At 39.9% G+C, this 24,771-nt stretch carries 19 protein-coding genes, 1 pseudogene and 1 riboswitch; all 20 genes and pseudogenes read left to right on the top strand.

The window, feature by feature from the left end:
• The 20 genes and pseudogenes from hutU (at position 1) to Q1B07_RS04650 (ending at position 24,681) form a co-directional block, all read left to right on the top strand.
• The gene (hutU, locus tag Q1B07_RS04750) at positions 1-1,680 is read left to right on the top strand and encodes a urocanate hydratase (RefSeq protein WP_299089069.1); all 1,680 of its coding nucleotides are present in this window, start codon (positions 1-3) and stop codon (positions 1,678-1,680) included.
• Positions 1,677-2,933, top strand: a complete 1,257-nt coding sequence (gene hutI / locus Q1B07_RS04745; RefSeq protein ID WP_299089071.1) for an imidazolonepropionase — start codon at positions 1,677-1,679, stop codon at positions 2,931-2,933. Before hutU ends, hutI begins: the two co-directional genes overlap by 4 nt.
• A gap of 4 nt (positions 2,934-2,937) precedes the next feature.
• Complete coding sequence (locus tag Q1B07_RS04740; protein WP_299089072.1) at positions 2,938-3,912, top strand: agmatinase family protein; 975 nt, start codon at positions 2,938-2,940, stop codon at positions 3,910-3,912.
• Between the two features lie 78 nt (positions 3,913-3,990).
• Positions 3,991-4,100, top strand: a riboswitch (TPP riboswitch).
• A 73-nt stretch (positions 4,101-4,173) separates the two neighbouring features.
• Positions 4,174-4,980, top strand: coding sequence for a hydroxyethylthiazole kinase (thiM, locus tag Q1B07_RS04735; RefSeq protein WP_299089074.1), 807 nt, complete (start codon positions 4,174-4,176; stop codon positions 4,978-4,980).
• Between the two features lie 19 nt (positions 4,981-4,999).
• Positions 5,000-5,815, top strand: a complete 816-nt coding sequence (thiD, locus tag Q1B07_RS04730; RefSeq protein ID WP_299089076.1) for a bifunctional hydroxymethylpyrimidine kinase/phosphomethylpyrimidine kinase — start codon at positions 5,000-5,002, stop codon at positions 5,813-5,815.
• A 14-nt stretch (positions 5,816-5,829) separates the two neighbouring features.
• A complete protein-coding gene (gene thiE, locus Q1B07_RS04725; RefSeq protein ID WP_299089078.1) occupies positions 5,830-6,489 on the top strand; it encodes a thiamine phosphate synthase in 660 nt (219 codons plus the stop codon).
• Between the two features lie 474 nt (positions 6,490-6,963).
• Positions 6,964-7,995 (top strand): annotated as a pseudogene (locus tag Q1B07_RS04715) (phosphotransferase).
• A 205-nt stretch (positions 7,996-8,200) separates the two neighbouring features.
• The gene (locus Q1B07_RS04710; RefSeq protein ID WP_299089085.1) at positions 8,201-9,067 is read left to right on the top strand and encodes a cation diffusion facilitator family transporter; all 867 of its coding nucleotides are present in this window, start codon (positions 8,201-8,203) and stop codon (positions 9,065-9,067) included.
• A 120-nt stretch (positions 9,068-9,187) separates the two neighbouring features.
• On the top strand, positions 9,188-9,424 hold the full coding sequence (locus tag Q1B07_RS04705) for a hypothetical protein (RefSeq protein ID WP_299089087.1): 237 nt from the start codon (positions 9,188-9,190) through the stop codon (positions 9,422-9,424).
• A gap of 329 nt (positions 9,425-9,753) precedes the next feature.
• Complete coding sequence (locus tag Q1B07_RS04700; RefSeq protein ID WP_299832036.1) at positions 9,754-10,959, top strand: MFS transporter; 1,206 nt, start codon at positions 9,754-9,756, stop codon at positions 10,957-10,959.
• Positions 10,960-11,298: 339 nt separating this feature from the next.
• Positions 11,299-15,036 (top strand): 5'-nucleotidase C-terminal domain-containing protein, encoded by a 3,738-nt coding sequence (locus Q1B07_RS04695; RefSeq protein WP_299832034.1) that lies wholly within the window; start codon positions 11,299-11,301, stop codon positions 15,034-15,036.
• Positions 15,037-15,262: 226 nt separating this feature from the next.
• Positions 15,263-16,663, top strand: a complete 1,401-nt coding sequence (locus Q1B07_RS04690) for a sigma 54-interacting transcriptional regulator (RefSeq protein ID WP_299089095.1) — start codon at positions 15,263-15,265, stop codon at positions 16,661-16,663.
• A 13-nt stretch (positions 16,664-16,676) separates the two neighbouring features.
• Complete coding sequence (gene ablB / locus Q1B07_RS04685) at positions 16,677-17,573, top strand: putative beta-lysine N-acetyltransferase (RefSeq protein WP_299089097.1); 897 nt, start codon at positions 16,677-16,679, stop codon at positions 17,571-17,573.
• A gap of 193 nt (positions 17,574-17,766) precedes the next feature.
• A complete protein-coding gene (gene ablA / locus Q1B07_RS04680; RefSeq protein WP_299089099.1) occupies positions 17,767-19,164 on the top strand; it encodes a lysine 2,3-aminomutase in 1,398 nt (465 codons plus the stop codon).
• Positions 19,165-19,188: 24 nt separating this feature from the next.
• Complete coding sequence (locus Q1B07_RS04675; protein WP_299089101.1) at positions 19,189-19,461, top strand: YokU family protein; 273 nt, start codon at positions 19,189-19,191, stop codon at positions 19,459-19,461.
• Between the two features lie 48 nt (positions 19,462-19,509).
• Complete coding sequence (locus Q1B07_RS04670) at positions 19,510-20,850, top strand: aspartate aminotransferase family protein (protein ID WP_299089102.1); 1,341 nt, start codon at positions 19,510-19,512, stop codon at positions 20,848-20,850.
• Positions 20,851-20,862: 12 nt separating this feature from the next.
• On the top strand, positions 20,863-21,561 hold the full coding sequence (locus tag Q1B07_RS04665) for a CoA transferase subunit A (protein ID WP_299089104.1): 699 nt from the start codon (positions 20,863-20,865) through the stop codon (positions 21,559-21,561).
• Positions 21,562-21,608: 47 nt separating this feature from the next.
• Positions 21,609-22,271 carry a 3-oxoacid CoA-transferase subunit B gene (locus Q1B07_RS04660; RefSeq protein WP_299089106.1) on the top strand — a complete coding sequence of 221 codons (663 nt, stop codon included), beginning with the start codon at positions 21,609-21,611 and terminating at the stop codon, positions 22,269-22,271.
• A gap of 52 nt (positions 22,272-22,323) precedes the next feature.
• A complete protein-coding gene (locus Q1B07_RS04655; RefSeq protein WP_299089168.1) occupies positions 22,324-23,628 on the top strand; it encodes a peptidase in 1,305 nt (434 codons plus the stop codon).
• 306 nt (positions 23,629-23,934) lie between these two features.
• On the top strand, positions 23,935-24,681 hold the full coding sequence (locus tag Q1B07_RS04650) for a T7SS effector LXG polymorphic toxin (RefSeq protein ID WP_299089108.1): 747 nt from the start codon (positions 23,935-23,937) through the stop codon (positions 24,679-24,681).
• Positions 24,682-24,771: the final 90 nt, after the last annotated feature.

The raw sequence follows: 24,771 nt of genomic DNA, 5'->3' as shown, positions 1-24,771 counted from the left end.
ATGAAAGCGATAACAAATAACAAGATTATCCGTTTAAGAGGTACAGAATTAAATACAAAAGGCTGGCAGCAAGAGGCTGTGCTGCGTATGCTGATGAATAATTTAGATCCTGATGTTGCTGAAAAACCAGAGGAGCTTGTTGTATATGGGGGAATTGGAAAAGCGGCACGAAATTGGGATGCGTTTGATGCCATTGTTAAATCAGTAAAGGAACTAGAAAATGATGAAACATTGCTTGTTCAATCAGGGAAACCAGTAGTAGTTTTTAAGACTCACAAGGATGCCCCGCGTGTTCTTATTGCAAATTCCAATCTGGTTCCGGCCTTTGCTAATTGGGAAACCTTCCATGAACTTGATAAAAAGGGCCTGATGATGTACGGCCAAATGACGGCAGGAAGCTGGATTTATATTGGTTCTCAAGGAATTGTCCAAGGGACGTATGAAACGTTTGCTGAACTGGCGAAACAGCATTTCAACGGTACACTAAAAGGCACGATCACTGTAACGGCCGGCCTTGGTGGAATGGGAGGTGCGCAGCCCCTTGCTGTCACGATGAATGGCGGTGTCTGCATCGCCATTGAAGTGGACGAGACGAAAATTGATCGTCGAATTCAAACACGCTACACAGATGTTAAAGCGCACACGTTGGATGAAGCTATTCAATTGGCTACTGAAGCGAAACAGCTAGGGAAAGCATTATCAATAGGTTTATTAGGGAATGCTTCAGATCTTCTTCCAGAAATGATTGCACGAAACTTTATTCCAGATGCTTTAACAGACCAAACATCTGCACATGATCCACTTAATGGCTATATACCATCAGGTATGTCGCTTGAAGATGCAGAATACTTGCGAAACAATGATCCTAATGAGTATATAAAACGCTCAAAAGCATCAATGGCAAAACATGTTGAAGCAATGCTTATCATGATGGAAAAGGGAGCCATCACATTTGATTATGGAAATAATATTCGTCAGGTTGCAAAAGATGAAGGGGTCGAAAATGCATTTGCCTTCCCTGGTTTCGTTCCAGCTTATATTCGCCCGCAATTTTGCGAAGGAAAAGGACCATTTCGCTGGGTAGCTTTATCAGGAGATCCAGAAGATATTTATAAAACAGATCAAGCGATTTTACGTGAATTCAGTGATAACGAGCATTTATGCAACTGGATTCGAATGGCCCAACATAAGATTCAATTTCAAGGTTTGCCTTCCCGCATATGCTGGCTAGGATATGGTGAACGTGCCCGCTTTGGTAAGATATTGAATGATATGGTTGCAAGCGGTGAATTAAAAGCGCCGATTGTGATTGGACGCGATCACTTGGATTCAGGCTCTGTTGCATCACCTAATCGTGAAACAGAGGCAATGAAGGATGGATCAGATGCTGTGGCGGACTGGCCGATTTTAAATGCCATGGTAAATGCTGTTGGCGGTGCTACATGGGTTTCTGTGCATCATGGTGGCGGTGTTGGAATGGGCTACTCTCTCCACGCTGGTGTTGTCATTGTGGCAGATGGCACGAAAGAAGCGGAAGCTCGTATTGAACGAGTACTAACAACGGATCCAGGTATGGGAGTTGTCCGTCATGCTGATGCCGGATATGAGCTGGCTAAAAAAACAGCACGTGAAAAAGGGATTAAGATGCCAATGCTTGATATAGGAGCTGATCAAGAATGAGTAGGCCGATGTGGATTAAACATGCTGCCCAGCTGGCGACATTAGCTTCTGATGTAAATGGACCGCGTTCAAAAGAAGCCATGTCTAAGCTCGGTTTAATTGAGGACGGCAGCATATGGATTGAAAATGGAGTGATTCAAGCTGTTGGTACAACCAAAAAATTAAAGGAATTGTTTTCTGACAAACTTGATGAAGCAGAAGTTGTGGATGCTACAGGCCTTTTGGTTACTCCAGGACTTGTGGATCCTCATACACATGTTGTCTACGGGGGAAGCCGGGAACGTGAATTTGAAAAGCGGCTTGAAGGTGCTGCTTATATGGAGATTATGAACGCGGGTGGGGGGATTCATGCAACCACCCGCATGACAAGAGAAGCTTCTGAAGAACAATTAATGGAACAAACGATTAGTAGACTTGATTCCTTTCTCGCACATGGTGTGACGACGATTGAAGGAAAAAGCGGCTATGGAATGAACTTAGAAACAGAGCTTAAGCAGCTTCGAGTCATGAAAAAGCTGCAAGAACAGCATGTGATCGAAATCGTGCCTACATTTATGGGGGCCCATGCTGTTCCTCCAGAATTTAAAGGCCGTGAAAATGAGTACGTTGATCATTTGATACATGACATGCTGCCTGTGATTGCAGAGGAAAAATTGGCAGAATTTCAAGATGTTTTTTGTGAAAAGGGTGTGTTTACCCCTGAACAATCAGAACGAGTGCTGGAAGCAGGGAAACGATTTGGATTTATCCCGAAAATCCATGCCGATGAAATCGAGTCTTATGGTGGAGCCGAATTAGCAGCGAAAATAGGAGCCATATCTGCTGAACATTTATTGAAAGCCTCAGAGGCAGGCATTCAAGCAATGGCTCAATCAGGAACAATTGCTTGCTTGCTCCCGGCAACCGCCCTTTATTTACGAGAAGCAGCAGCGGAGGGAAGAAAAATGATTGATGCGGGTGTGGCTGTGGCCATTTCAACAGATTGTAACCCGGGATCATCGCCAACAACATCTATGCCTCTAGTAATGAATTTAGCTTGTATCTCGATGCGTCTCACACCTGCCGAGGCATTAACAGCAGCTACTTTTAATGCGGCATGTGCGATTAACCGCCAGGATAAAGTCGGTTCACTTGAGGTTGGTAAACAGGCAGATCTCGTATTATGGAATGTGAAAAATTATCAGGAATTGCAATATTTATTTGGTGTCAACCATGTCAATTCAGTGTGGAAAAAAGGTGTAAAGGTGGTGTAGCAGCTTGAGTGAACATTTTTTAAAGCAGCCTGAATGGGTGTGGAATGTATCGGGGAATGAAATGCCGACATATGTTCATCATTGGGTTAGGCCTCTTAGCGATCATAACCAACCTTTTGATTTGATCTTGTACGGTGCACCGATTTCCCGGTCTTCAATTAGTGTATCAGGAGCTTCTTTATATCCAACAGAATTTCGCATGATGTGGAAAAGTTTTGCAACCTATAATTTAGATGAAAATGTTGATCTGAATTCCTTTCGTGTTGCTGATGCGGGAGATGTAATGATGCATACAACAGATATTCTTTTATCACATCAGCGCATCCAAAGGTCAACTGCATTTCTTGCCGAACACTATCCAAACACACGAACATGCATGATTGGCGGTGATCATTCAACAACAGCCTGCGCAGTTCGCGGCATTAAAGAGGCATTTCCCGAAGACACGATTGGAGTGCTCCAGCTTGATACCCATCTTGATGTTAGGGACCCAAATGAATTAGGACCAGCAAATGGAACACCGATCCGTCAACTAATTGATGGTCACCACGTCTTAGGTGAGCATGTTATCAATATCGGCTTGCATGGCTATTTTAATGCAAAGCCGTTAATTGATTATGCAAATGAACATGGTATACAAATGATAACTCTGAACCAAGCACGAGGGCAGGGTTTAATAAAAACAATAAAGAGAGCATTAGACGACTTATCAAAAAAAGCTGACCGAATTTATGTAACAGTTGATATGGATGTGCTGGATATTTCTGTTGCCCCTGGCGTGCCGGCGTCAACACCAGGAGGAATGTCTGCGAGTGAACTTTTTGATAGCTTATTAGAAATCGGCAAACACCCTTGCGTCAAACATATCGATTTTGTTTGTTTAGACCCAAGCAAAGATTCGCATGTTTCTGAAACAGTGAAGATTGGAGTATATGCATGGCTGCAATTTATTACGGGCTTAATACTGCAGTCTAAATAAAGAATGAACCTGCCATTTTGTCATACTATTTAAATCAACCCTTGTTTTTTCTTGCTAGATTCAGTAAACTACCAATAAACTTATATTTTCGGGGGCTGGTGGAAGCTGGCTGAGATTGCAACTATTCCGTTGCTGACCGTTTAAACCTGTTGGATAATGCCAGCGTAGGGAATGTCATTAGGTATCTAAGAGCACTTTGCGCGGCATTGTGTTCTTTTTATTTTGCAGAAAAATGACCGAATAGCAGAAAGGAAAATAAAGATGAAGGTTGAGCAAATAATTAATACATTTGAAAAACTTAAACAGCAAAATCCACTAGTTCATAATATTACGAATGTGGTTGTAACAAATTTTACCGCAAATGGTTTGTTAGCATTAGGTGCATCACCTGTTATGGCCTATGCAAAGGAAGAAGTTGCTGAAATGGCAAAACTAGCAGGTGCTTTAGTATTAAATATTGGAACATTGACACATGATGAAATTGAAGCGATGGTGATTGCTGGGAAGTCAGCAAATCTTCATGATGTACCAGTTATCTTTGATCCAGTCGGTGCAGGAGCTACTGCCTATCGAACAGAAACAGCTCGACGAATCGTTAAAGAATTAGAGATATCAATTTTACGAGGAAATGCTGCAGAAATTGCAAATGTTATTGGGGAAGCGTGGACCATTAAAGGTGTTGATGCTGGACAAGGTTCCGGCAATACAATTGATTTAGCGCAAATCGCAGCACAAAAATTAAATACTCTTGTCATTATAACTGGTAAAGAAGATGTCATAACAGATGGCCAACATACCTTTGTTGTCTATAATGGTCATCCTTTGCTAACCAAAGTGACAGGAGCCGGTTGTTTGTTAAGCTCAGTCGTTGGGGCATTTGCTGCAGTGGAAAAAGACTTGCTCCAGGCTGCGGTTGCAGCACTTACGACATATGGAGTTGCTGCTGAATTAGCAGCTGAAAAAACGGTTCAAGCCGGACCTGGAAGCTTTCAAATTGAATTTTTAAATCAATTGGCAAATGTTTCACCAGAAGATGTCAATCAGTTTGCTAAAATAGAAAAACTGTAAGATAAAGGAGAGAATGAAAATGGCTATAAAAAAAGCTTTGACAATTGCCGGATCAGATAGCGGCGGAGGTGCCGGTATTCAGGCCGATCTAAAAACCTTTCAAGAATTAAATGTATTTGGCATGTCAGCCATTACTGCGGTTACTGCACAAAATACACTTGGCGTGCATGGGGTCTATCCATTATCTGTTGAAGCAGTTGTTAATCAAATAGAAGCGATTGGGAATGACTTAGGAACAAATGCAGTAAAAACAGGGATGTTATTTAGCGGTGAAATCATCAAGGCTGTTGCTGAGGCAGTAAAAAAGTTTCAATGGGAACATGTTGTGGTCGATCCAGTCATGATTGCTAAAGGTGGAGCACCTTTATTACAAAATGAGGCAGTAGCTGCACTTAAACAATATCTTTTACCTTTAGCGATGGTTATCACTCCAAATATTCCAGAAGCAGAAGTTTTGGCCGATATGTCGATTCGAACAATGGATGACCGGTTGGAAGCAGCCAAACGATTGTATCAATTTGGTGCAAAGCATGTTGTGATCAAGGGCGGTCATGATGAGGGGGAAGAATTAGTCGATATCTTATACAATGGCGAAGAGTTTACTTATTATAAAGGTAAGCGAATTGCAACGAAGAACACCCATGGTACAGGCTGTACATTTGCTGCAGCCGTTACGGCAGAACTTGCAAAAGGAAACACGATTGAACAAGCCGTTCAAACAGCAAAAAACTTTATTCAAGCTGCAATTGAAGATGACTTAGAAATTGGTAATGGCCATGGCCCAACCAATCACTGGGCTTATCAACAACGGCAGCAAGCAAAGATTCGACAATAAAGGGGAGATACGGTTTGGACAGAATTTCAAGAAGAGAAATGAATGAGTTATTGCGATTATATTTTATTATGGGCAGTAATAACTGTAAAATAGACCCACAAGTTGTACTTGATCAAGCGATCAAAGGGGGAATAACATTATTTCAGTTTAGAGAAAAAGGAACAGGTGCTTTCACAGGTGCTGAAAAAGTTGAACTTGCTAAACAATTACAAGCTATATGTAAAAACTATTCAATCCCTTTTATCGTAAACGATGATATTGAGCTGGCCCTTGCCATTAACGCTGACGGGGTTCATATTGGACAAGATGATGCATCAGCGGAGGAAGTAAGACAGAAGATCGGAAATAAAATTTTAGGTGTATCCGCTCATAATCTAGATGAGGTTGAAAAGGCGATCGCAGATGGAGCAGATTATGCAGGAATTGGACCAATCTACTCGACAAAAACAAAAGAGGATGCAAAAACAGCACAGGGAACAGCAATTATTAAGGAAGTTCGTAAAAAAGGCATTGATTTGCCAATCGTTGGAATTGGCGGGATTACGTCTGAAAATGCAGCACCAGTGATCGAAAGCGGCGGCAACGGTGTTTCCGTCATTTCAGCAATTAGTCTTGCAGAAAATCCAACAGAACGTGCTAGCGAGCTTAGATCAATTGTTGAACAGCTTTTATAGAAACTAATAATTATAAAGAGGAGGACATCTCCAAAAGGATTAACCCTTTGGAGATGTCCTCATTTTTATAATAATATCAGAATTTATATATTTTCTTAACATAGCTTGCGTTTCTGAATCTAGCTCCAGGCGCCATCGGCTATAGGGTCTAGTCAAACAGGAATTGAAGGTAAAGAACACCTTCTATTCCTGTTCGCCTTATTCTTGTCGCCGAATGCTTAGCGCCTTGCGCTTTTTTTTAAGTTTAATAAATAAAATTTTAACCTAGTTTTTGTTTCTAGCTCCAGCGCCTAGCCCCTCTTGGGTCTAGCCACTCATGAATTGAAGGCAAAGAACGCCTTCTATTCATGAGCGTCTTATTTGCCCTAGGCTGATCAAGGCGCTTACTCATTTCTTATGAAGGAAATAGAAAACTTAAGTAGAAGTATGATGGGATAAAGAGGTTGGATCCAATAATAAAGGTAGGGTGCTATTATGGAATTATCTACAAAGCTAATAAATATAATCAGAAGCAGCTATGGGATTGATGAGATCCTCGACTTCCAGCGCTTAGAGGGCGGGTATTGGAATGATGTATTTAAAATGAAAACAAAAAATGAAATGTTCGTGTTGCGAATAAGCCACCGTTCAACGAAAAAAGAAAGCCTAATGTATGAGCATATGTTACTGAACTATATGAATAAACAGATCAAGGAAATTCCGGCCCCAATAAAGCTCCACGACGCGACAACATTCTTTTTTCATTAAGGCAGAATCATGTCCTTATATCCTTTTATGGAGGGAGCAATTCCGGAAAAAACGAAAGCAACGAGAAATGCAGCCGCAGAAATGCTGGCAAAATTACATGTGGCAGCCCAACGATTTCCAAGCGAAAAACAAAATCCAGGACACACCTCCGTAAGACACCTCAATTGGAATCATAATCATATGTGGAATTGGGAAAAGCTTAAACGTCAGTTGGAGAAGCATGCACACCTCCTTTTTACATCACATAATGATCATCCATCCCAGCATGATAATATAACTAAGTTGATTACGATGCGCAAAGAAATAGAACGACAAAAGGAAGAAATCTCACAATGGATTGTTCAGTTATCCAATACAAATCCTGAATTACTCTTTGCTCCAACACATGGTGACTATTACCGAGGTAATATATTATGTATAAATGATCAAATTTCTGCGGTAATAGATTGGGATGAATGCAGACCAGATTGGCTGGTTTATGAACTAGCACGAGCGACCTGGGAATTTTGCAAGGATAAAAAGCAAAATACTCTGAATCGGGAATGGGCAATAGATTTTGTTCAAGTGTATAAAAACGCTGGAGGTCCTATTCCAGCAAATGAGCTGCAGCTTCTGATTCCTTTTATTCGTTCAGTAAGAATGATTGAAATATTGTTTTATTTGGATCAAGGTTTTCAAGGTGAACCATGGGATCCGGAATATACCTTGCATAATTTATACTCGCTTATCAATCTAACCACCTACCAAGATTTATTTTAGTTAAAGCATTAATAAATACGGAAGGGATGAATCAGACTAACAGACAAGAGAGAGTGAATTTGTACAATTATAAGAGATTTTACTTGAGGAAACTCTTTTGCCTGAGCAATACTAGTATAGAATAGAGAAACAAGGTTGCTCTAGACTCACACGATTATTAATTGTTATGATGTTCAAGGAATTGAATTGTGGAGGCTAGAAATGGATGGAACAAAAATATAACGACTTAAAATTAGGAGAACGAGGGGTTATCATTAGCATCATTGCTTATATCTGCTTATCCTCGCTTAAATTACTAATTGGATACATAGCAAATTCAGAGGCTCTTAAGGCAGATGGTTTAAACAATGCCACAGATATCATCGCTTCAGTTGCCGTCTTAATCGGTCTTAGAGTATCACAAAAACCGGCTGATAAAGACCATCCATATGGACATTGGAAGGCTGAAACAGTTGCTTCCATGGTTGCTTCTTTTATCATGATTGTTGTTGGTATACAAGTATTATTCGGCGCGGTTCAATCTGTATTTGCGAGCAAGCAGGAAGCACCCGACTTAATTTCTGCGTGGACCGGTATTTTTTGTGCCATCGTTATGTTTTTTGTTTACCGATATAATCGAAATTTAGGCAGGAAAATCAATAGCCAAGGCCTAATGGCAGCAGCAAAAGATAATCTGTCAGATGCTTGGGTTAGTATCGGAACCGTTATAGGGATTATCGGTTCACAATTTGCCTTGCCATGGTTGGATCCGTTAACTGCTTTCATTGTAGGATTGCTTATTTGTAAAACGGCATGGGATATATTTAGAGATGCTTCACATCATTTAACAGATGGATATGATACTGAAAAAATGGAGGCTTACAAAGAGACCGTTTTATCTCAGTTTGGGGTAAAGGGAGTAAAGGACATTAAAGCCAGGAACTATGGGAATAATTCTGTCGTCGATGTTGTCATTCTAGTCAACTCCAACCTTGGGATTCGTGATGCACATGATATTTCTACCGAGGTTGAAGAAGCCCTTAAAGTTGAGCATGGGGTTTATGATGTGCATGTTCATGTTGAGCCGAATTAACCATATTATTGATGGGGAAAACTTGTGTTAAGTCAGTGCTATACATAACTGGCATAAATTTTTAACAAATGCGCACGATATGGATTAGAAAATATTTTCATTTATCGGAGGCTAGCATGTATGGAACAACAAAACAATTTACTGCAAGCACAGCAGAACGTTCAAAAAGCACATCAGCAGCTGCAAATGAAAAATCAACAATTATTACAAGCGCAGCAACTGGTACAAACTGAAATACATCAGTTAAAACAAGCCCAGCAGCAGGTTGAGAAAGCACAACAAGATGTCCAAATTGCTCAGCAAAAACTTCAAGAAGCACAAGCCGCAGCAATGATCTATCAAAATCATCCCCAATAAAATACTGGCCATTACGAACGGTTGTGCAGATCTATAATAAAGGTCAAAGAGCAATCCGAAAATAGTGGATTGCTCGTTTACATATGTGAGGTGGTGGAGACATCTTGGTTTTGCATGATCTCCAATTTTGAATAAACCTAATCGTTATCTTAACACAATACACTTATTATTGTGAATGAAGCATCATGAAAGAGATCATTTATAACTGTTAACTAAGTCAACTATTAAGCAGGTATAAAAGCCTTTTTGTGGAATACATATAAAAAGGTCCCTGAGAGGTTACTGCTTATTGTAAAATTGTGAAACAACGCGAGAAGGGAGGAATAAACATGGAAAATAAGGAAGCTCCTGCTCTATGGACAAAATCATTTCTTTTACTTATCATCGGGAATCTCTTTTTATTTATGAGTTTTATGATGTTAATGCCTACCATGCCGCCGCAAGCAAAAGCACTTGGTGCATCTGATGTGCAAATTGGACTGGTCACATCGCTATTCGCCATTGCTGCCATTATCGTCCGGCCATTTATTGGTTTTATGCTGGAATCCTCTAGCCGAAAATGGCTTGTTGTTGTCGGGGCTGTTATTTTATTGCTTCTAACCATCAGTTATACGTATACTTCGGTCATCTTGCTTTTCCTTGCCGTCCGATTTATTCACGGGTTTGCATGGGGAGTCTCAACAACAGTTAATGGAACAGTGGCTGTTGAACTGGTACCGCAAAAGCGGATTGGTGAGGGGATGGGCTACTTTGGCTTATCAGTTACCATTGGAATGATCGTTGCACCAAGTCTAGGAATCTTTTTATATCAAAACTTTGGTTTTGGAACCTTGATTATTGGTTCAGTCATATTGGGACTGATTGCCATCGTCACTTTAGCGTTGGGTAAGTATCATACTCCTAAAGCTGTCCAGGAAAAGCTCTTTAATCCAAAGGAATTTTCTTTCTTTAAATCTTTAATCGATAAGGATAGCTGGTATCCTGCAGTTGTAACGATTCTTTCAACCTTTGGCTATGGAGCGATTGTTACATTCATCGTCATTTTTGGGGAAGAACGGGAAATTGATCAAATTTTTCTCTATTATTTCTGTAATGCTGTAATGGCAACCATTGTTCGTCCAATTTCAGGAAAATGGTTTGATTCAAGAGGTCCATGGTCATTGATTGTGGTTTGTGCCTTATTAACAATCGCAGGTCTATGGGTTTTATCCTATACATATTCTGTTGGAATGCTCATTCTTGCCGGGTGTTTATTTGGAATAGGCTATGGCTCAATGATGCCCGCTCTTCAAGCATGGGTATTATCAAAAACAAAGCCTGAGCAGCGCGGGATTGCCAATGGGATGTTTTATTCATCGATTGATTTAGGGCTCGGATTAAGTGCCATAATTTTAGGAGCGGTATCAGCATTTGTCGGTTTGGGGACTGTTTTCCAGTTTTCAAGCATTTGCTTTGTTCTTGTTATTTTAATGACATTGATCGATTTTCGTAAACAAAGACAGGTTAAGAAAAATCAATCAACGGTTGCTGTTTAATAAAAGCTTAACAAGAAAAGGAGGATGATCAAGATGATTATCCTCCTTTTGGTCATGTTTATAAGCAAACTATTTTAAAGAATAAGTTTTAGTAGATTATCAATAATTTCTAAGATTCTTTAGAAAAATAAATATAGGCTTTAATAGCTAATAATGAATAAGGAATCTATGTCTATTATTGTCGAAGTGTGAAGGCGTTAAATTCGAATTTCTAGTAAATTCGACTCGTTTTTTGCTGTCTGACTGCCAATCTATGAAATTTTTACATTATATTTACAATATCTAAATACTATTATTGTAAGTTTTAAATAGTGTGACAAAATAGTAAGGAGGAGAAGTATGGGGCAAAAACTTGTTAGTAGAGTCGTTTTATTTGTCATGATTTTTTCATTGGTTTTTCCAGGTATTCTTTTAAATTTTACAACAGGAGCAAGAGCGGAAGAAACTTCACTCACAGTAGATGAAGCGATTGCAAAAAATAATAGCGGAGAAAGTGCGACTGTAGAAGGATATATCGTAGGACATACGATCGGTACCGCGAATTATGATTTTGAAGCACCATTTACTAATGATAATAATTTTGCAATTGCAGATTCCCCTTCTCAAAAGGATGCAACAAAGATTATGCCCGTCCAATTATCTTCTTCGTATCGACCGTCATTTGGACTGCAAACAAATCCTGCCATAATCGGAAAAAAGGTTAGAGTTACTGGTAATCTGGAAGCATATTTTTCGAAGCCAGGTGTCAAAGATCCATCGGTAATTGAATTCTTAGATGGTACAGGCCCGACAGATCCCGATCCTGTAACACCAGGTGAGCCAATTTCAATCTCTGAAGCCCGCTCTAAATCAGGACAAGAGGTAACGGTTGTTGGAACAGTAACCGCTGACAACTCTGCGATTGGCGGCGGAAGATTGTCAACATTTATCCAGGATGAATCAGCAGGAATGAATCTATTTGCAATGTCTGCTGATCGTTTTCCTGATTTAAAGGAAGGTCAGCAAATTAAAGTGACTGGTACGATTACATCTTATCGTGGTTTAACTGAATTGACCCCAAAAGCAAATGGAATTGAAGTGATATCAGAAGATAATCAATTGCCGCAACCGAAAGAATTGACATTACTAGATGTAACAAATGCTAGTAGTGCAGAAGCTAAAGAAGGCCAGCTCGTTAAAGTAAAAGGCTTTGTTCAAAGTGTTCCTAGTTCACCAGCTGGTGGCGGATACAATGTGTCGGTTATAGATGAAAACTTTAATAGCACAACCATTCGCATTATGGAAGCGACAAATGCGATCTCTTCAGTTAAGACTGGAAAGTGGTATGAATTTACCGGAGTATTGAGTCAATATGATTCCTATCAACTATTACCTCGTAAAGTGAAGGATATTCAATTACTGGATCCACAGCCGGAAGCACCACAATCAGCTGGAGAATATACCTCAACTGTGGCAAGTGTAGTAGATGGCGATACGATCCATTTACAAACACCTGTATTAGGGACAACAAAGGTTCGTTATGTAAACCTTGATACACCAGAAACATACTATACACCACAAAATGAGGCTGATCAAAATCAGTTGGATCATGGAAATAGAGCAAAGGCTTATTTAAATGAGCTGTTGAAGCCTGGTGATGAGGTCATTGTTAAAGTTGGAGAGGAAGCAACAGATGATTATGGCCGTTTACTGGCTCAAGTCATTCGTAAAAGTGATCAATTAAATACGAATTTAGAAATGGTGAAAAAGGGATATGCTTCAACCTATTTTATCTGGCCTGTAGGCGATGAAGCGGATTACAATCTGTTTCAGGCTGCCGTTAAGGAAGCGAAGGATGCAGGATTAGGAATTTGGGATCCGGCCGATCCATTAATGGAATTGCCTTTTGCCTTTCGTGCACGAGATGAAGGGAAAGGATTTACTAGATTTGTAGGGAATTCAGAAACAAAAATCTATGTAAATCCTGAAGAGTGGGAAGAGGTTCCTGTTGAAAAACGGATTTTCTTTGCTAGTGCACAAGAAGCGGAAGACAATGGCTATATTGCAACTAATGGAAATGAAGAAAATGACAACATCAGCGTTCAATTATTAGGTGTCAATGATCTTCACGGAAAAGTAGATGTAACTGGAACCGTCAGCGGCGTTAATTATGGACGCATCGATTACCTTGCAGCATACTTGCGTCAGCGAGAAGCAACAAATCCGAACACGCTGATTGTCCATGCTGGCGATATGGTAGGAGGAAGCTCACCTGTTTCTGCCCTATTACAAGATGAGCCGACAGTAGAAATGATGGAGTCGATCGGTTTTGACGTAGGGACAGTCGGGAACCACGAGTTTGACGAAGGTGTTAACGAAATGCTACGGGTCATCAATGGCGGGGACCATGCAAATGGGACAGCGAACTACGATGGAATTGATTTTCCTATGGTTGCCGCAAATGTAGAGTATAAAGATTCAAGTCAATTAGTATTAGACCCTTATGCGATTAAAGAGGTTGGCGGTGCAAAGATTGGCTTTATCGGTGTGGCAACAATTGAAACACCAAACATGATTATTTCAAAAGGTAATGAACATATCCGTTTTACTGATGAAGCAGAAGCAATTAACAAGTACGTCCCAGAGCTTCAGGCACAAGGAGTTGAAGCAATCGTTATTCTCGCCCACGTACCTGGTAACCAATCAGGTGAAACTGCGACTGGCGACATTGCCAACATTGCAACTAAAGTAAATGATGCTGTTGACGTTATTTTTGCTGCTCACAATCATGTGAAATTAAATGCAGTTGTAGATAATAAGTTAATTGTTCAAGCATGGGAATATGGAAAGGCATTTTCTGATATTGATTTGGAAATTGACCGCATTTCAGGGGATATTGTAAAAAAATCAGCTGAAATTGTGGATGTCGTACAAGGAGGAACCAGCCCAGATGCAGAAGTAAAATCAATTTTAGATAAATATCTAGAAGAAGTGGGACCAAAGCTGAATGAGATCGTTGGAACAGCAGGTTCAGAAATGGCTGGAGGCTACACGCAAAAAGGATTAATTGGTGATAATGCATTAGGAAACTTAATCGCAGATGGAATGGCTGCTGCAATGGATAGCGATTTTGCTTTAATGAATGGTGGAGGAATCCGCGACGATTTAAATGCAGGCGATATTACATGGAATGAATTATTTAATATTCAACCGTTTGGAAACACGTTGGTCAAGCTTGAAGTAACGGGTGCTGATCTGCGTGCCATTCTTAACAGTCAATTTAGTAGTTATGGTCCTGATGTTAGTATAGCTGGATTTAGTTATACATGGGATAGTACAAAGGGAACCTATGGTGAAGTGATTAATATGTTTTTACCAGACGGTTCGAAAATAGATGAGGAGCAAACCTATACGGTTACAGTAAATAATTATATGTATCCTCATAGTAGTGATAAATATCTTCTAGGCAAACTTGGAGAAAATCCGGTTCAAGGTCCGGAAGATTTACAAGCAACTGTTGATTTTGTAAAAAGTCTTTCGGGAGAGATTAATTATACGGCAGAAGGACGAATTTCCGAGGACTTTACAGTACCTGTCACTTCACATACATTATCACAACCTGATAAAGCAATTGGTGAATATTCAAAAGAAGCAACTGTTTCCCTTTCCGCACTAGAAACAGGTGTAGGGCTGGATTATATTGAGTATAAACTTAATGATGGCGAATGGACAAAATATGAACAGCCTTTTACTGTGAAGGATGAAGGAGAATACACATTATCATACCGGGCAAAAGATAGAGTTCATAACCTGGAAGAAGTTAAAATAGTTACCTTTACAATTAAAGATACAACCATTCAGGATGTGAAAAATGCCATTCTAGAATCCAGCTTAAATAATGGTCTTAAGCGATCCTTCCAAAATCATCTTGAAAGAGCAGAAGGATATCTTGACACAAATACAAAACTCGCCAGAAATAAACTTCAGGATGTAAAAAAGAAGATTAGTCAATTGCCGAATACACAGGTGACAGAACAAGAAAAGCAAGAATTAATCAGCCTAATTGACGAATTCTTAATTGGATTAATAAATAAATGAAACGAAGAGTAAAAGCTGCTAGGATTCTCCGGCAGCTTTTTGCCTTTATCCATCAAAATATGCACGAAAAATCAAGCAAGATTAGACATCATATTTTAGTGGATTATGTGTGATAAGATGTACTTTTATCTCTGAAAGAATAGTTAAGAACAAGACTTAATAACAATAAATATAGAGCCATTTTCGGAAATGAAACAGTCGTGCTTGAAAACGAGGTGGGCTTACAATGTTTTTAGAATCATTTGAAACAAAACAGATGCTAGAAGCGATTTTGGGCAGTATTGATGAAGCGATTCATGCCGTTAATTCAGAAGGGATTACGATCTATTATAATAAGGTAGCAGCAAAGCATGACGGCGTTGAGATTGATGAGGTGCTGGGGAAGCATGTTCTTGACGTATTTCCATCATTAACAAGGCAAACGAGCACCCTTTTGAAGGTGATTGAAACAGGAAAACCAATCTACCAGCAATCCCAAACCTATAAAAATAGCAAGGGCCAACTGATTGATACAGTCAATACAACGATTCCAATAAAAGTTGGAAATCGGATTGCAGGAGCGGTTGAGATTGCTAAGGATTTAACAAAAGTCAAACAGCTTTCTGAAAAACTGCTTGAGCTTCAGCAAAAAATGAATAACAAAAAAACAAAACCGTCATCCTCATCGGGCGCTAAATACAATTGGGATGACCTCATCACAAACTGTGATTCAATGAAAAAGGTGATCAGCCAAGGGAAAAGGGCTGCCTTTAGCTCCTCACCTGTGATGGTTTATGGAGAAACAGGAACAGGAAAGGAGTTGCTTGTTCAATCTATTCATAATGCCTCTTCACGTAAATCAGGCCCATTTATCGCGCAAAACTGTTCATCTTTGCCTGAATCATTATTAGAGAGTATTTTATTTGGTACGACAAAGGGAAGTTTTACTGGTGCTGTTGACCGTGCCGGGTTGTTCGAACTTGCTCATGGCGGAACGCTTTTTCTTGATGAAATTCATACGATGCCTTTAGATTTCCAAGCAAAACTTTTACGTGTTCTGGAGGATGGCGTAATCCGCAGAGTTGGTGGTACAGAGTCATATATCGTGGATGTCAGAATTATCGTTGCTATGAATGAACATCCATACCGCTGTATGGAAAAGAAACTGCTGCGCTCTGATTTATTTTTTCGCCTAAATGTTTTTTTTCTAGAACTTCCTCCATTACGAGAGCGAGAAGGAGATATTCCTTTATTAGTCAATCATTTTATTAAAAAATATAATTATTTATTTAATAAACTGGTCATCCATATCGATGAGCTAGTGCAAGCAAAACTTGAAAAACATTCTTGGCAAGGGAATGTTCGTGAATTAGAGCATACAATTGAGTATGCGATGAATATGGCTGAAGGTGATAACCTTACAATGAAGGACTTACCTGATTTTTTAAAAGAAGTATCTTCAGAAGAAAAAATCAATCTATCACCATTAAAAGAAACGGTAGAAAAGGTAGAAACACAGTTAATTCAACAGGCATTAGCACAAACAAAGGGGAATGTCCTCAAAGCCTCAGTTATTTTAGAAGTTCCCAGACAAACGCTGCAATATAAAATGAAAAAATATAATATAGTAGTTGAATCGACAACATGAAAGGAAGATAAAGATGAATCCACCATACGAAACGATAACCAAAAAAACCATTCATTATACACTACAGATTTATCTTGATTATTTTAATGAGCGCCTTCGTGTCGATCAATACCAGGGAAATATGTCAATGATTCTGCAAGAACTCGATCAACTAGTAAACAAAAGCTCGTTTACAAAAGTGATTTTTTTTGCAAGACCGGAGCATTGGCAAAAATTGCTATCAACAGGATTTGAATTAGAGGCAATTATAAAGGGCTATTTTAATGGCACAGACAGTTATATTATGACCTGCTATAAAGATATCGAACGAAGAACTAGTAAATATTGGATCGAAGAGGATACGGTTCTTCAGGAAATCCAGAAAAAAACCACGAAGGAAGCAGCAATCATCCCTGAGCGATATCACTTCCGTAAAGCAGACGAGCAGGATGCAGAGAAACTTGCAGAATTATATAGGATCGTATTTGCTGTTTATCCGACACCTATGAATGACTCGGATTATGTAAAAAAAATGATCAGGTCAGGCACTATTTTTTATGTTGTTGAATGTAACAAACAGCTTGTAAGTACTGCTTCTGCAGATGTTAACAATACCTTTTACCATGCTGAGCTTACTGACTGTGCGACATTGCCGGAACATAGAAAATATGGATTGATGAAAAAACTCCTTATTCACCTCGAGGATGAACTAAAGAAGAGCGGGATATTTTGTGCATTCTCGATTGCCCGTGCCCTTTCCTTTGGCATGAATGCTGCTTTTTTTCAGCTTGGCTATCAATACAACGGAAGATTAACAAACAACTGCTATATATTTGACAAATTAGAGGATATGAATGTATGGGTAAAGGATTTATTAAAAAGTGAGATGACATATGATCTGCCGGTTTTTAAGCATGGTGCCGATTTTTAGGCAATAGAATGGCAGATTCATTTTTACGCTATGCCGAAAATCCAGCATTGAAATTAGGTTTCTATATCTGGCTAATAAAGCTAATTGTAAAAAAAGTATTTGCTGCAATCTCCCTTCTGATCTTTTTTCCTTCATTTCTGTTGGCATGAAACTTGCAAGATAAATGATGTACAGCAAAGAAGGAGGAATGATCATGCTACATGATTTATATAAACCGCAGCGTCATTGGAAAGACATTGAATTGTGGAAGGATGTACCTGAAGAAAAATGGAATGATTGGATCTGGCAGCTTACTAATACTATTCGCACATTGGATGATTTAAAAAAGGTTATTAACCTCACACCCGAAGAAGAGGAAGGGGTGAGGATTTCTACAAAAACAATTCCGCTAAATATTACTCCCTATTATGCAGCATTAATGAATCCCACCGATGTTAGATGTCCAATTCGGATGCAGTCTGTTCCAATTGGAAAAGAAATGTACAAAACAAAATATGATTTAGAGGATCCGCTTGAAGAAGATGAGGATTCACCCGTTGCCGGCTTGACGCACCGCTATCCTGACCGTGTGTTATTTCTGGTTACAAATCAGTGCTCAATGTATTGCCGATATTGTACGCGGAGACGCTTCTCAGGTCAGATTGGGATGGGCGTCCCTAAAAAGCAATTAGATGGAGCCATTGACTATATCCGAAATACACCAGAGGTTCGAGATGTGCTGCTCTCGGGCGGTGACGGACTTTTAATTAATGACAATATTCTTGAATATATTCTAAAAAATCTGCGTGACATTCCTCACGTTGAAATTATCCGGATCGGCACAAGAGCACCAGTTGTTTTTCCGCAACGTATTACAGAAAATCTTTGCAACATCCTAAAAAAATATCACCCTGTTTGGTTGAATACACACTTTAACACTTCCATTGAAATCACAGAGGAATCAAAACGGGCTTGTGAAATGCTTGTTGATGCAGGAGTTCCTGTAGGAAATCAGGCCGTTATTTTAGCAGGGATCAATGATAGTGTTCCGATCATGAAAAAACTTATGCATGATTTAGTAAAAATCAGGGTCCGCCCTTACTATATTTATCAGTGTGACCTCTCAGAAGGGATCAGCCATTTCCGTGCACCGATTTCCAAAGGTCTTGAGATCATCGAAGGGTTACGTGGACATACAAGCGGCTATGCTGTGCCAGCCTTTGTGGTTGACGCACCTGGGGGAGGCGGGAAAATTACCTTACAGCCGAACTATTTGATATCACAAAGTCCTGCAAAGACCGTGCTTCGTAATTTTGAAGGGGTTATTACCACCTATCCTGAGCCAGAAAACTATGTTGCGGGACGGGCGGATGATTATTTTCAATCCATTTATCAATCTCATGACCTAAAGCCGTCTAAATCAGGAATCAGCGGTTTATTAAACGATGAAAAGTTGAATCTGGTACCAGATACACTTGAGCGTTACGACCGTAGAGAAAGCTTCAAACAAAGCCCGACCTATTCAACTTTAAAAGAAAAGCGGGAAAAGCGTGATGAGCTGAAAGAGAAAAAATATCAGGCACAATTAAAAAAAGAAAAAAGCAAGGAATGAATGAGCTTGTAAGGAGGTTTGGAAATGAAATGTGAATGGTGTGAGCAATCGGATGCAAATGAAATTACTTGTACCGTTTATTGGGAATTGCCAGACGGCACACTCGCGATTGAAATAACAGAAACACCAGGGATGAAATGTTCGTCATGTGGAATGGAATATCAGACAGAAGAGACAATTCAACAGCTGGAGGATCAGCTGCTATTAATTGATACAACAAAGATTGGCAAGGAAATCTCATACGAAGCGTTAATGGCGCAGCCGAAATTTTTAAAAAGAAATTATTTTCGATTTTAATTATGTGACATAGTCCTGCACTTAAAATGAAAGGATTCGGTGACTTGGATGAAACGTTCGTTGCTAATTAAACCGATGATGAAAGATGCTTATCCAACAGCCACCCATGGTGATGGCATTTATTTATATGATGACACAGGTAAAAAATATATTGACGGCTCCTCAGGTGCTGTAACAGCAAGCATCGGCCATCGGGTCCCGGAAATTATTGAAGCCATGAATAATCAAGCAAAAAAGGTATCTTTTGTGTATCGCTCACAGTTTACCTCAGAGCCGGCAGAGATGCTGGCACAAAAACTAAATGAGCTTGTAGATGCAGGTGAGGACTACTGGTCATTTTTCGTCAATAGCGGATCAGAGGCAACAGAAACAGCGATGAAGATGGCGATCCAACATTGGCAGGAGCAAGGAGACTACAGAAAAACAAAAATCCTATCACGGTTTATTAGCTATCATGGCATCACCATTGGTGCGTTATCAATGTCAGGTCATGTGAAGCGGAGAGAACGGTTTGTACCGCTGCTGGAAGACTTTCCAAGTGCAGCGGCTCCATACTGTTATCGATGTCCATTTAACAAGACCTTTCCTGAGTGCCAGTTAAGCTGTGCCAATGATTTAGAAACAGCAATTAAGCGGATTGGAGCCGAGCATATCGCTGCCTTTATCGCTGAGCCGATCGTAGGAGCTGCTGGCGGGGTTATCGTTCCTCCAGAAGGCTACTATCAACAAATCTCAAAAATTTGTAAACATTATAATATTCTATTTATTGCTGATGAAGTAATGACTGGGATTGGGCGTACAGGAAAAATGTTCGGGATGGATCATTGGGAGATAAAGCCGGATATTATTGCCCTTGGCAAAGGAATGAGTGCAGGCTATACCGCGATGGCAGCAGCCCTTGCAAGTGAGAAGGTGATGACACCGATTTTACAAGGCTCGGGTTCGATTATGAGCGGCCATACCTATAGTGCCAATCCGCAATCTGCAGCTGTTGCTTTAGCAGTATTAAATTATATTGAAAAACATAGACTGCTAGATAAGGTGAATGATAACGGCGGCTATTTGCTGCAAAAACTAGAGGAAATAGCCGGAGATCTAAATATGATTGGGAATGTTCGCGGAAAAGGGCTGATGATTGGTGTCGAGTTTGTGTCCAACCGAATGACCAAGGAACCATTCAGCCAATCTGAAACAGTTACAAGCCGAGTTGTTGACAGAGCACGTGAGAAGGGTTTGCTTATTTATCCGGCATCTGCTGGTGAAGAGGGAGTTCATGGTGATGCAGTCATTATTTCTCCGCCGTTTATCATAACAAAACAAGAAATTGATCAGTTAGTACATCTTTTTAAAGAAACGGTCATAGAGATTCAAAGAGAATTAGATTGTTAGGGGGAAAGGACAGTGACGGCTCCAAAAAAATCAATCAGCAAAATAGGCACCCTTGAAGAAGCATTATCACATATTCATAATGGCTGTACTCTCATGTTTGGCGGTTTTGGGGGTATCGGTAATCCGCCATCATTAATCAATGGAATTCTCGAAAAAGGGATAACGGATTTAACATTAATCGGTAATGATACCGGATTTCCTGATATCGGGATTGGCCGGCTTGTAAGCCAAGGCAGAGCTACAAAATTAATCGTATCCCATATCGGCTCAAATCCAATCGCAGGACAATTAATGATGGAAGGAAAATTAGCAGTTGAATTTTCCCCGCAAGGTACGTTAGCGGAACGAATTCGTGCTGGTGGAGTTGGTCTTGGCGGGATCTTAACCGATGTGGGTCTTGATAGCATGGTGGAGAAAGGTAAGCAAAAAGTAACCGTTAATGGCAAGGAATTTCTGCTGGAAACCGCACTGACAGCAGATATTGCCATTGTAAATGCCAAAAAGGCAGATACCTTTGGCAATCTTATTTATGAAACAAGTGCCAGAAATACGAATCCGTTAGTTGCCATGGCCGGCAGATTTACCATTGCAGAGGGGGAAGAAATCGTTGAGATGGGTGAACTTGACCCGGAAATAATAGTGACGCCAGGGATTTACGTAGATCTTGTTGTTCAAAGTAATGGAGTGGATTGGAAGTGGGCTTGGGAGTAGCGTATGATCAAGACCAATGGGCTTTTCAGATAAAGGGGGGATTAAAGTTGAGCATGGATAAGGAGATCAGAAACCGAATCGCCAAACGAGCTGCAAAGGAAATTCAAAATGGGATGATCGTCAATCTGGGAATAGGGATTCCCTCTTTAGTACCCAACCATCTCCCTGAAGATGTACATGTCATGTTTCAAGCGGAAAATGGTATTCTCGGCATGGGAAAATCACCTGAAAAAGGAGAAGAGGATCCAACATTATGTAATGCTGGAGGCTTTCCTGTCACCATAAACCCTGGAGCGTCTTATTTTGACAGTGCAACGGCTTTTGGAATGATCCGTTCTGGTTACTTGGATGTTACAATTCTTGGCGGTCTTGAAGTTAGTGAAAAGGGCGATTTAGCAAACTGGATTGTACCTGGAAAAAGGGTACCGGGAATTGGCGGAGCTATGGAGCTGGCTAAAAAAGCGAAAAAAGTCATTGTCTTAATGAATCATTGTAATAAAAAAGGAGAACCGAAAATTTTGCAGGCATGTACATTGCCGTTAACTGCAAAGGAATGTGTCAGCATGATTATTACCGATATGGCTGTCATAGAAGTGACCAATCAAGGGCTCCTTCTAAAAGAAGTTATGGATCCTTTTACTGCCGAGGAAGTCGCTCAAAAAACTGGCGCTGCTTTAAATATTTCTGAAAACCTCAACGTGGTGAAATAAAAGGATATGGGACAGATAAAGGGGGATGAGTTGGTTGAGTGAGGAACGGAAGATGCTGCAATCCCATATAAATAAATGGTTAATAGCTAATCGAGAACATGGAATCAAGCTTTTGCAAAAGTTAGTGAGAGCAGCCAGCACGCAAGGAAATGAGGACCAAGCGCAAAAAATTGTTATGAAAGCCTTGTATAAAATAGGTTTAAAGGTGGATGTTTGGGAGCCTGATGGGGATGAGGTAATTAAGCATCCCTATTTTGCCTCGCCGCGAAATGAATTTAAAGGCAGTCCAAATGTTGTAGGTTTGCTAAAAGGCACCGGGGGAGGACGATCCCTTATTTTAAATGGTCATATAGATATTGTTCCTGAAGGAGATCCGCAGCAATGGGAATATGATCCCTTTGGCGGTGAAATCAGCAATGGAAGAATATATGGACGAGGTGCAACAGATATGAAAGGCGGTAATGTCTCACTTTTGTTAGCTTTATCCGCTCTGCGTGCACTTGGAATTCCTTTGAAAGGGGATGTGATTTTTCAAAGTGTCATTGAGGAGGAAAGCGGCGGCTTGGGTACATTAGCTGCTATTCTACGAGGATATAAGGCAGATGCAGCAATTATCCCTGAACCGACAAACATGAAAATCTTCCCGAAGCAGCAGGGATCCATGTGGTTTAGAATCCAGGTGAAAGGCCGCTCAGCACATGGAGGAACACGCTATGAGGGAGTTAGCGCAATTGAAAAAGCCCTTTTTGTTGTTGAACATATTAGACAGCTGGAAAAACGGAGAAATGAACGGATTACTGACCCTCTTTACAGTAAAATCCCGATCCCGATACCCATTAATATAGGGAAAATTGAGGGGGGAGATTGGCCTTCTTCTGTCGCTGATCTTGTAAAACTAGAAGGACGGATGGGAATTTCACCAGAAGAAACAATGGAGGCAGCTAAACATGAGCTGGAATGCTGGATGAACGAACTTAAGGAAATTGATTCTTGGTTTTCAGAGCATCCAGTTACAATTGAATGGTTTGGTGCTAGGTGGGTTCCAGGTTCAATTGATATCGAGCATGAATTAGTAAAATATTTATCAGCAAGCTTTCGTGAGGTAGTGGGACATGAGCCTGTGATCGAAGCCTCTCCATGGGGGACAGACGGGGGATTACTAACAAAGGTGGGAGCGACACCAACCATCGTATTTGGCCCAGGGGTTACAGAAAAAGCTCATTTTCCAAATGAGTATATTGAGATTGATAAGATGTTTGAAGCCGCTGAAATTATTGCGTTAACGATTGTGGACTGGTGTGGAACTTCTCCTGAATCTTGCAGAACATTGTCCCAAGTTAAAAACATGGAATCATAATAAAATAGCTGATAGACACTCCATCCATCTTTCGAAAAATGACAAAAATAATCGATCCTTTAATGATACCATAAAGTCCCATCACTGGTTTCTAAAAATTCCCCTTCAAATCATGTAGATATTTTGTGACATACCTTTTTCCTACTTTCAAGAGATGAAAATAGTACTTATCAGGTAAAGGATTTAAGGAAAAATGGTCCATTTGTTGAATGGAAATGCCTCTGTATAATATTACCTAAACCTAGTTAAATTTTAATTACCTAAAAAGTGTAAAGTGTAGTAAAAATATAGAAGGGAAAGGTACTTGTGAGGGTTTTTGAAGCAAAAAAATTAATCGAAGCAATGGAAGTAAGGGCCAAGCAGTACCAGGAACTTCTCGATAATCTTGAACAAGTAAAAAAGCAATGCTGGAATGTTGTGAATTTGGGAGAGCATTTTAAAGGTGAAGGCGCTGAGGCAGTTAAAGGGTTTTATCAAGCTCAAATCGATGTAATAGAAGCATGGGTGCTTCTTATCAATAAACGGATTGCTTTTTTTTGCGGTATTGAAGGAACGATAGAAGACCTAGATTTAGCAGGAAACACGATCATCCATGTTCCTTTTCTTGAAAATGATTTGCCTAACGCTGTAAATCTCTCTGAAGAAATTGTCTTAAACCAATATTTTGAATTAACAAAGATCCTAAAAAAGATAGAGGACTTAATTGATATAGATGCTTTCTCAAACAGCCGTTTTGAAGAAAGTCAGGATCGTGCTGAAAAGCAACGTAGAGACACACTAGCTGCATTAGATCACCTGGATCGTGAACTGATGGCTGAATACAAGTCGATAAATAAGGACGAGGAATATGTAATTTCACTTTTTCGACATCTCCAACAGGCTACAAGTCAAGGGGTGCAACTCTCTCCTATTCGTTTCAACGCTGAAGCCTATAAAGCAAGCAATGTATTTCAATTAAAAAAAGATACAGAACAACAAGCAAAGGATTATCTCTCCTATAAAGAGGAACAGAGCAATTTTAGGAATCAATTGAAATCCAAAAAAGAAACATAAATAATTCCGATGAAAACCTTAATAAGCTAATGCTTTTTAAGGTTTTTTCAATTTATTTAAAAATAAAAAGGAAAAAGGTATTGAAAAGCG

Origin of the sequence: uncultured Metabacillus sp. (assembly GCF_947503125.1) — a bacterium.
Taxonomy (GTDB): domain Bacteria; phylum Bacillota; class Bacilli; order Bacillales; family Bacillaceae; genus Metabacillus.
This window is presented reverse-complemented; position numbering and strand designations above follow the sequence as displayed.